We start from the raw sequence: 7,852 nt of genomic DNA on the forward strand, positions 1-7,852 counted from the left end.
GCGCCGCGCCCAGGCGCGACCGCGCGCCCCCGCTCGAGCCGCCCCGCGCGAGAGGGGGGGCTCGGGCGCCCGCGCGGCCCCCGCCGGGCCCGCACCCCCCCGGGTCGGCGTCCCAGCGGGCGGAGGTGGCCATGCTCCTGATGCTGAAGCCGCCGAGCGGCTTCGTGCCGTTGCGGTAGCCGGGCACGAAGTAGACGTTGTGCCGCCAGGTGCCGTCGGCGGCGGAGGGGCCGACGCCCCGCAGGCAGTGCGCCGCCGTGACGACGGTGCTGCGGTTGGCGCTCTCGACGACCGTCGCCGTGCAGCTGCCGTCGTAGCCGTCGGAGAAAGTGAAGAAGAGCCGCCCGACGCTCTCGTTCACCGCCCCGCCGTGCGTCCAGGTCGCCCCGGGGTCCGGCGTGTTCGGGGGAAGCGGCAGCGGATCGTCGGGCGTGTTGTCGTCCTCGGGCACGGGGGTGATCTCGGGGACCACCGCGCCCGCCAGCTTCATCCGGGCCGGGGTCCAGTAGGCGTCGATCCGGCTCCGCTCCTGGTCGGTCGTGGCTCCGGCGTGCGTCGCGATGGGCTCCGGTTCCGCGGCGTGGGCGGCGGCCGGCAGCAGGACGGCCGCCGCCGTGGCCGCGCTCAGCAGGAGGGCTCCCGCGGCGGCGAGGTTGCGGGGGAATGCTCGGTGTTCGGCTGACATCGTTGCCATTCTCGGTAGGGTCCGGTTCGTTTCGGGGGACGGTCGCGATCAGGCGACGGGTGCGGCTTCGGCGGCCCGGTACAGCGGCTCCGTGATCGCGGAGGTGAACTGCGGACCGACGAGGTGCCGGGTGCAGGAGGCGGTGCCGCGCTCGCACACCCGGCCCGAGGAGTCGAAGAAGGCGCCCTGGGTGTTGTCGCCCACGACGGTGCCGATCCCCGAGGACGGGTCGAAGTCGGCGACGCGGGGACCGCCGCTGGAGCCGCCGCCCATCACGCAAGGGGCGCCCCACTCGCCCCGGGGCTCCGGGTGCTCCTTGGTACCGGGGTACTCACGGGTCCGACCCGCGCAGTGGGCGAGCCTGGCCCCGGTGAACTCGGGCAGACCCGCGCGCGAGGGGTCACCCGAGGCCTCGCGCGGGTAGCCGAACTGGTGGACCGACGCGTTGCCCGGCCGGTCGAAGCCGATGCGCTGTGCGGCACCGACGGCGTCCTGCACGCGCTCGCCCGCGGCGTTGCCGTTCAGGACCAGGAACGCCTGGTCGTACGCGTCGAACTTCAGGCCGTTCTGCTGGTCGTTGAGGAGCCAGGTGGCATCGGCGACCCCGGCGCGCGCGACGAACCTGCCGTACGGCGCGAGGCCGTCGTGGTAGCCCGGGACGAACATCTCGTTCGACAGCCACTCGTCGTTCTCACCGAGGAGGTCGGTGCTGTTGACGCAGTGCGCCGCCGTGACGACGGTGCTGCGGTTGGCGCTGTTCACGACGGTCGCGGTACAGCTCTCGTCCTCACCGTGGTTGGTGAAGAAGAGCCTGCCCACCGTCCCGCTCAGGGTGGCGGTACCGGTCCACGGGGCTCCGTCGGGGCCGCTCCTGGGCGGGTTGCCGGACGACGGCTGGGTCAGGGCGGCGACCCGCGCCGGGGTCCAGTAGTCCAGGACGGCTTGCTGCTGCGCGGCCGTGACCGCCTCCGGATGGACGGCCACCCGGCTCGTGGGGGCCCCGTCCTCCGGCACCGCCCCTGCGGACGGGGCCAGCGCGAGGCCGGCGGCCAACACGACTGCGGTCAGGGCGGCTTGGGTGCACGCTCGGCCGGGGGTCCGGCTGCGGCGAAGGCGATTCCGGCAATCGGTATGTGACATGTGCGGCACTGTAGGGACGGGACATCAGGTTCTCGTCTGGACCGCGTTTCATCCATTCATCGGTCACATCAGCTTCCTGTGACGACGTTTCATTCTCGTATCGGCGACCGGGGCCGTCCTCGTCCCCGCAAGCCCCGCCGGGCACCGGCCGGACGAGGTCCGGCAGCGGATCGACGTCCTTCGCGAGGAGTCCCACGGTCCGCCGTGGGCCGCATCTCGTGAGCAGGCAAAATGGGGGTCATTACTGGGTAAAGAACTTCACCCCTTATGATCGCCGCGTGAATCACGAGGTCATCGACGGAATACCAGTCCTGTGGGCCCCCGCGCCCGGCCCGCTGGAGGCCGAGCTCATCTTCGGGTGCGGGGCGCGGGACGAGACGCTGCGCACGCTCGGGGTGGTCCACCTCGTGGAGCACCTGGCGATGAGCACGCTGCCGCGGCTCCACCACGACCACAACGCGTCCGTCGACCTCGAACTCACCCGGTTCACGTGCTCCGGGCAGCCCGAGCAGGTCGTGGACTACCTGGGCGGGGTGTGCGCCGCGCTGAGCGAGCTGCCGCTGGACCGCATCGACCGGGAGGCCGGGGTCCTGGAGGCGGAGGACGGCCGGGTCGCCGTCCCCCAGACCGCCGAGCTGCTCTCGCACCGGTACGGCGTCCAGGGCCTCGGGCTCGCCGCCTACCGCGGGCCGGGCGCCGACCGGATCACCGTCGAGGCCGTCCAGGACACGCTGTTCCGGTACTTCCACGCCGGCAACGCCGTCCTCGTCCTCACCGGCCCGCCGCCCGCCGGGCTGCGCCTGCCGCTGCCCGCCGGCGCGCGGCCCGACCGCGCCGGAGCCCGGCCCGCGCTGCTCAGCGGCCGGTCCTGGCGCCAGGAGGACGTCCCCGGGCCCGGCATCGCGCTGCACGGCGCACTGGCGGACGCCGCCCTCATGGCGGCCGTCGCCGTGTTCGCGCAGCGCCTGCGGGACAGCGCCCGGCACGCCTTGGGCCTCACCTACGACGTCGGCGGCAGCCTCGACAACGCCGGCGCGGCCACCGGCGAACACACCGTCTACCTCGACGCCCGCGAGGGCCAGGAGCAGACCGTCAGCGAGCTGCTCTGGCACGAGGCGCTGCGGCTCGCCCGCGACGGCGTCACCGAGGCCGAACTCGCCGAGGAGCGCGAGGGCATGCGCGAGGTCTGGACCGACCCGCGCAACACGATCGCCGAACTCGGCCACGCCGCCGCCCGGTCGCTGTTCGGCGAGACCTACCGCGACGCGCCCGCGCGCCTCGACGCCCTCGCCGCCGTCACCCCCGACCGGGCCCGGCGCGCGTTCGCGGACGCGCTGCGCACCGCCCTGCTCGTCGTGCCCTGCGGCGTCGAGGTCTCCCCCGTCCTGCCCGACGGCACCCCGGTGCCCCGCCACCGCTGCACCCACCACACCGAACTGCCCGCCGACGGCGAGGTGTTCAAGCCTCCGCTGGCCGACCGGCTGCGCTACTCGGCAGCCCGCAAGACCCGGTTCGTCGTCAACCACGCCGGGGTGTGGGCGCGCGAACCCGACGGCGAGATCCACCACGTGCCGTTCGACGACATCGCGGCCGTCGAGGTGCGCGGTCCGGCCCGGATCGTGTACGGGCACAGCACCTGCTTCGTGCCCGTCGTCCCCGACCTGATCGGCGACATCGGCGCGGCCGCGCGGGCCGTCGACGCCGCCGTCCCGGCGCACCTCGTCTACCACGCGTCCGCGCTGCGCAGCGCCGACTGACGGCGCCGACCGACCAGCACCGACTGACCGGTCCCGACCCGACCGGCGCCGACCGCCACCGACCCGACCATCACTTCCGAGGATCCACCGTGCCCACGTACGCCGCCATCACCTCCGCCCCCTCCGAACAGGTGCTCACCGCCCTCGCACGAGGCAAGCGCGGCGGCTACCTCTACCGGGGACCGCAGGGCACCGGCCTGCTGTTCGACCCGCCGAAGCCGCGCTTCGGCCGGATCAGCCGCAGCCGCATCATGGACCCGGCCTGGATGCTCGCCGTCGACTCCAAGACGACGGTGTGGCTGCTGGAGGACGCCGAGTGGGGCCTGTGCGTCACCGTCTGCTTCCCCGGCGGCGGGTACGAGAACATGGGCTGGGCCCGCGACTGGACCCCGCCGGCCGACCCGTCCGAGTACGCCGCCCACCGGACCGACTGGGACTCCTACTGCGGGAAGATCGCGCGCAAGGCCGGCCTCGCCGACCCGGCCGCGCTCGCCGCACTGCGCAACGACCCGGCGCCGGACGGCAGTCGGACCTCCGGGGAGGAGCTGATGCGCCGCCTGTGCGAGCTCGTCGGTGCGCCGACCGCGGTGATCGGCCAGTCCCTCGGCCTCCAAGCCGGGCCCGCCGGGCGGGACTTCGTCCGCTTCGAGGCCAAGGGACGGTAGGCCAAGGGACGCTGGGCCAAGGGACACTGGCCCGCCGGGATCACACCTCGACGGGCGCCGAAGACTCCAGCGAGCGCTCGGCGGCCGCGAGGATCTCCACCACGCGCAGCCCGAACTCCGCGCCGCACGCGTGCGGTTGGCCCGTGCGCGCGGAGTCCCGGAGGGCGTCCAGGGCGCGGTGCAGGGCCGCGATCGGGCCCTCGCCGCGCTCCGGCAGGTGGGCCACGCCGTGCTCCCCGCGGATCTCCATGCCCGTGCCGCCGGCCGCGACCGGCGCCGTCAGGCTGAGCGCCAGCGTGCTGGACGCGCCGCCCGCGTGGCGCAGCACCAGGTGGATCGTGTCGAGCGGGCCGGCCACGGCCGTCACCCGCGTCGCGTCGCCGAGCACCGGCAGCAGCACGGACAGCGCGTGCGGGCCGACGTCCCACAGCGCGCCCTTCTCCTGCCGCCACGGCGACGCCGCGTACGGGCTGCCGCTGCCGGGGGCGAACACCGAGCCGAGCCAGTCCGAGCGGCCGGTGAACCAGCCGCCCAGCGCGGCCTGTTGCTCGATCCACGGGATCTGGTCGCCGCCGAAGCGGACGGTGAAGAACACGACGGACGCGACGCGGTGCCGCTCGACGGCCCCGGCGACGCGCCGCGCGTCCGGGACGGTCAGCGCGACCGGCTTGTCGAGCAGCAAGTGGCAGCCAGCCTCGGCGGCGCGCACCGCGAGGTCGGCCTGGACGGTCGGTGGCAGCGCGATCGAGACCGCGTCCACCTCGGCGAGCAGCTTGTCGAGGTCCGCGTACCCGGGCACGCCGTGCGCCGCGCCGAGCGCCGTGGCGGCCTCGGGACGGCGGCCCCACACGCCCGCGAACTCCAGTCCGGGGTGGTCGGCGAGGACGGGCGCGTGCACGCGCTCCGCCCAGGGGCCGGTGCCCAGCAGTCCGATCCGCACAGGGTCCTCCAAGGTGTTGCGGTGGTTCAGTTCTGCACGCGCGCCAGCGTGAAGCCGTCGTAGCCCTTGCTGCCGACGGTCTGCACGGACGTCGCGGTGACGCGCGGCTCGGCCGCGATCACGTCGTGCAGCCTACGCGTGGCGACGACGGCGGGGTCGGTGCCGGCCGCGTCCGCGACGGCGCCGCCGCGGACCACGTTGTCGACCACGATCAGCGAGCCCGGCCTGGTCAGCTTGAGCGCCCACGCGAAGTACGCGGGGTTGTTGACCTTGTCGGCGTCGATGAAGACGAGGTCGAAGGGCTCGCCGCCCTCCGCGCCGATCACGGCCAGCGAGTCGAGGGCGCTGCCGAGCCGCACCTCGGCCACCTTGTCCAGCCCGGCGCGGGCGAGGTTCCCGCGGGCGACCTCGGCGTGCTTCGGGTCGATCTCCAGGGTGATCAGCGTGCCGTCCGCCGGCAGGGCGCGCGCCAGCCAGATCGCGCTGTAGCCGCCGAGCGTGCCGACCTCCAGGATCCGCCGGGCCCCGACCGTCAGCGCCAGCAGGTGCAGCAGCTTGCCCTGATTGGGGGCGACGGCGATGTGCGGCAGGCCCGCCGCGTCGGCGGCGGCGGACGCGGCCTCCAGGACGGGGTCGTGGCCGACCAGCGTGTCCGAGAAGTACGCGTCCACGGCGTCCCAGGTCGGCTGCGTCATCGGGGCCTCCAGTGCTCGGTGCGGTGCGGGCGGTACGGGCTGTGCGTGATCACACGCTACTCCGCACCGCCGCCGACGCAGGTGACCCCGCGGCCCGAACGTCAGTCCGCCACCGGCTCCTTGACGCTCTCCGATGCCGCCGCCTCGTGCGCGGCGTGCGCCTTCGCGGCGCGCCGCTTCATGAACCACGCCGAGCCGGCGCCCACGACGACGGCCGCCGCCAGCCCGGCCCACGAGAAGCGCGACAGCCACGGCTCGATGCTCTTGCCGACCTTGTAGACCAGCAGCGTCGTGCCGCCGGCCCAGACCACGCCACCGAGCACGTTCGCGATCAGGAACTTCCAGTACGGCATCTTCAGCGCGCCCGCCAGCGGCCCCGCGAAGATGCGCAGCAGCGCGATGAAGCGGCCGAAGAAGACCGCCCACATGCCCCAGCGCTGGAACGACCGCTCGGCGGTGGCCAGGTGGGAGGGCCCGAAGTGCTTGGGGAACCTGCGGCCGAGCTTCTCGAAGAGCGGCTTGCCGCCCTTGCGCCCGATCGAGTAGCCGATCGAGTCGCCGATGATCGCGCCCGCGATCGCCACGCCGGCAATGCCCCACGGGCTCACGACGCCCTTGACGGCCATCAGCGTCGCCGTGACCAGCGCGATCTCGCCGGGCAGCGGGATGCCCAGCGACTCCAGACCGATGATCAAGCCCACGAGGCCGTACACGGCCCCCGGGGGGACGCTCTCGATCCAGGCGTCGATGTGCAAGGCCAGTACCTCCGTGGCAGGTCGGTGCGGGCGCGCCCCTGTGCGGTGCGCCCGTCCCGGCGGTCTTCCGATGGCGGCACGCGGGCCGCTCCCCCTCTGACCAGGCAGCCTAACGTGCCGGCCGGCCGTGTTCTCCCCGCCGATCGCCTGGTCTTACCTGGTCTTACGACGTACGGGCCGCGGCGGAGGTTCCGCTACCTTCGGCCGATTCCCTCTTTTTGGCAAAGCGCAGTGCGACCACGGACGGCCTGCCGTTCACATGGGCCGCGAGGGGCAGCAGCGCCCGGACGATCCCGCGCCCGCCCTCCGGGTACACCTCGCGGACGTCCGTCACCGCCGGGTGGGCGGTGGCGAGCTTCCCGCGCTCGCCCGCGTCCATGCCGAACGGCATGGCCGGCGCCTTGTAGTACTTGTCCCGCAGCTTCCCCTGGACGGCCCGCGCGCTGAACCAGCGCGGCACCGCGTCGAGGACGAAGGTCGCGCCGGGGAAGCGCTCGGCGCAGGCGGCGATCAGCCCGCGGACCTCGGGCGGGCGCAGGTACATCAGCAGGCCCTGGGTGCTGATGAGCACCCCCTGCGCCGGGTCCACCTCGTCCATCCAGCGCGGGTCCGTGGCGGAGCACACGACGATGCGGTGGCGCGCGTCCGGCGGGAGCAGGCGCTCGCGCAGCGCGGCCGTCTCCGGCAGGTCGACGGAGATCCAGCGGGCGCGCCCGTTGTCGACCCGCCAGGCCTGCGTCTCCAGGCCCTCGCCCAGGCAGACGACGGTGCCGCGCGGGTTGCGGGCGAGGAAGTCCGCCACCTCGCGGTCGAAGCACGCCGCCCGCAGCGCCTGGAGCTGTGCGACCGCCGCCCGGCGCCCGAACCGCTCCTCGAACGGGAAGTCGATCCGCCCGACCAGCTCGACCGCCTTCGGGTCGTGCAGGACCGCGTCCGGCCGCCGGGCCTCCACCGCCCGGTGCCACAGCGTCCACAGCGCCGTCTCCGGCACCTCCCCCAAGTCCGGCCGCTCCACGCCGCCCATCGCCCTCTCCCTCCGCCGTCCACCCGAGCACCCGCTCGAACCCGCCGATTCTCACACCCCGGGACGACGGGCCCGCGGGCCCGCCCCCGGCCCGGGCCCCCCGCAGGGGGCCCCCCCCCCCCCCCACGCGGTAGGCGCCCGGCGGGGGGGGGGGGGGGGCCTGTGGGGGTTAAAAAAAAACCAGCCCCCCC

Annotated in this window: 8 protein-coding genes; 2 read left to right on the forward strand and 6 right to left on the reverse strand. The window is 74.4% G+C overall.

From position 1 onward, the window contains the following. The coding region (locus ACFV4G_RS42300; protein ID WP_380448773.1) for a trypsin-like serine peptidase at nucleotides 1-685 on the reverse strand (685 nt) is incomplete at its 3' end. A gap of 48 nt (nucleotides 686-733) precedes the next feature. Beyond that, a complete protein-coding gene (locus tag ACFV4G_RS42305) occupies nucleotides 734-1,741 on the reverse strand; it encodes a trypsin-like serine peptidase (protein WP_380448776.1) in 1,008 nt (335 codons plus the stop codon). Nucleotides 1,742-2,103: 362 nt separating this feature from the next. Between ACFV4G_RS42305 and ACFV4G_RS42310 the strand changes: the two genes are divergently transcribed. Next, nucleotides 2,104-3,582 carry an insulinase family protein gene (locus ACFV4G_RS42310; RefSeq protein WP_380448778.1) on the forward strand — a complete coding sequence of 493 codons (1,479 nt, stop codon included), beginning with the start codon at nucleotides 2,104-2,106 and terminating at the stop codon, nucleotides 3,580-3,582. Between the two features lie 89 nt (nucleotides 3,583-3,671). Next, nucleotides 3,672-4,247, forward strand: a complete 576-nt coding sequence (locus ACFV4G_RS42315; RefSeq protein WP_380448781.1) for a hypothetical protein — start codon at nucleotides 3,672-3,674, stop codon at nucleotides 4,245-4,247. A gap of 40 nt (nucleotides 4,248-4,287) precedes the next feature. Here the strand turns inward: ACFV4G_RS42315 and ACFV4G_RS42320 are convergent, their stop codons facing one another. The 4 genes from ACFV4G_RS42320 to ACFV4G_RS42335 all read right to left on the reverse strand — a co-directional run bounded on the left by ACFV4G_RS42320 (nucleotide 4,288) and on the right by ACFV4G_RS42335 (nucleotide 7,661). Beyond that, nucleotides 4,288-5,187 (reverse strand): Gfo/Idh/MocA family protein, encoded by a 900-nt coding sequence (locus ACFV4G_RS42320; RefSeq protein WP_380448790.1) that lies wholly within the window; start codon nucleotides 5,185-5,187, stop codon nucleotides 4,288-4,290. A 26-nt stretch (nucleotides 5,188-5,213) separates the two neighbouring features. Then, nucleotides 5,214-5,882, reverse strand: coding sequence for an O-methyltransferase (locus ACFV4G_RS42325; RefSeq protein WP_380448784.1), 669 nt, complete (start codon nucleotides 5,880-5,882; stop codon nucleotides 5,214-5,216). A gap of 101 nt (nucleotides 5,883-5,983) precedes the next feature. Next, nucleotides 5,984-6,637 carry a DedA family protein gene (locus ACFV4G_RS42330; protein ID WP_380448786.1) on the reverse strand — a complete coding sequence of 218 codons (654 nt, stop codon included), beginning with the start codon at nucleotides 6,635-6,637 and terminating at the stop codon, nucleotides 5,984-5,986. 163 nt (nucleotides 6,638-6,800) lie between these two features. Next, nucleotides 6,801-7,661 carry a class I SAM-dependent methyltransferase gene (locus ACFV4G_RS42335; RefSeq protein WP_380448788.1) on the reverse strand — a complete coding sequence of 287 codons (861 nt, stop codon included), beginning with the start codon at nucleotides 7,659-7,661 and terminating at the stop codon, nucleotides 6,801-6,803. Between the last annotated feature and the right edge of the window lie 191 nt (nucleotides 7,662-7,852).

Source organism: Kitasatospora sp. NPDC059747, assembly GCF_042732955.1.
In the GTDB taxonomy this organism is placed as follows: domain Bacteria; phylum Actinomycetota; class Actinomycetes; order Streptomycetales; family Streptomycetaceae; genus Kitasatospora.

Coding starts and splice junctions, on each gene's coding strand:
- ACFV4G_RS42325 (WP_380448784.1), bottom strand. CDS start 5,882: ATGACGCAGCCGACCTGGGACGCCGTGGACGCGTACTTCTCGGACACG.
- ACFV4G_RS42335 (WP_380448788.1), bottom strand. CDS start 7,661: ATGGGCGGCGTGGAGCGGCCGGACTTGGGGGAGGTGCCGGAGACGGCG.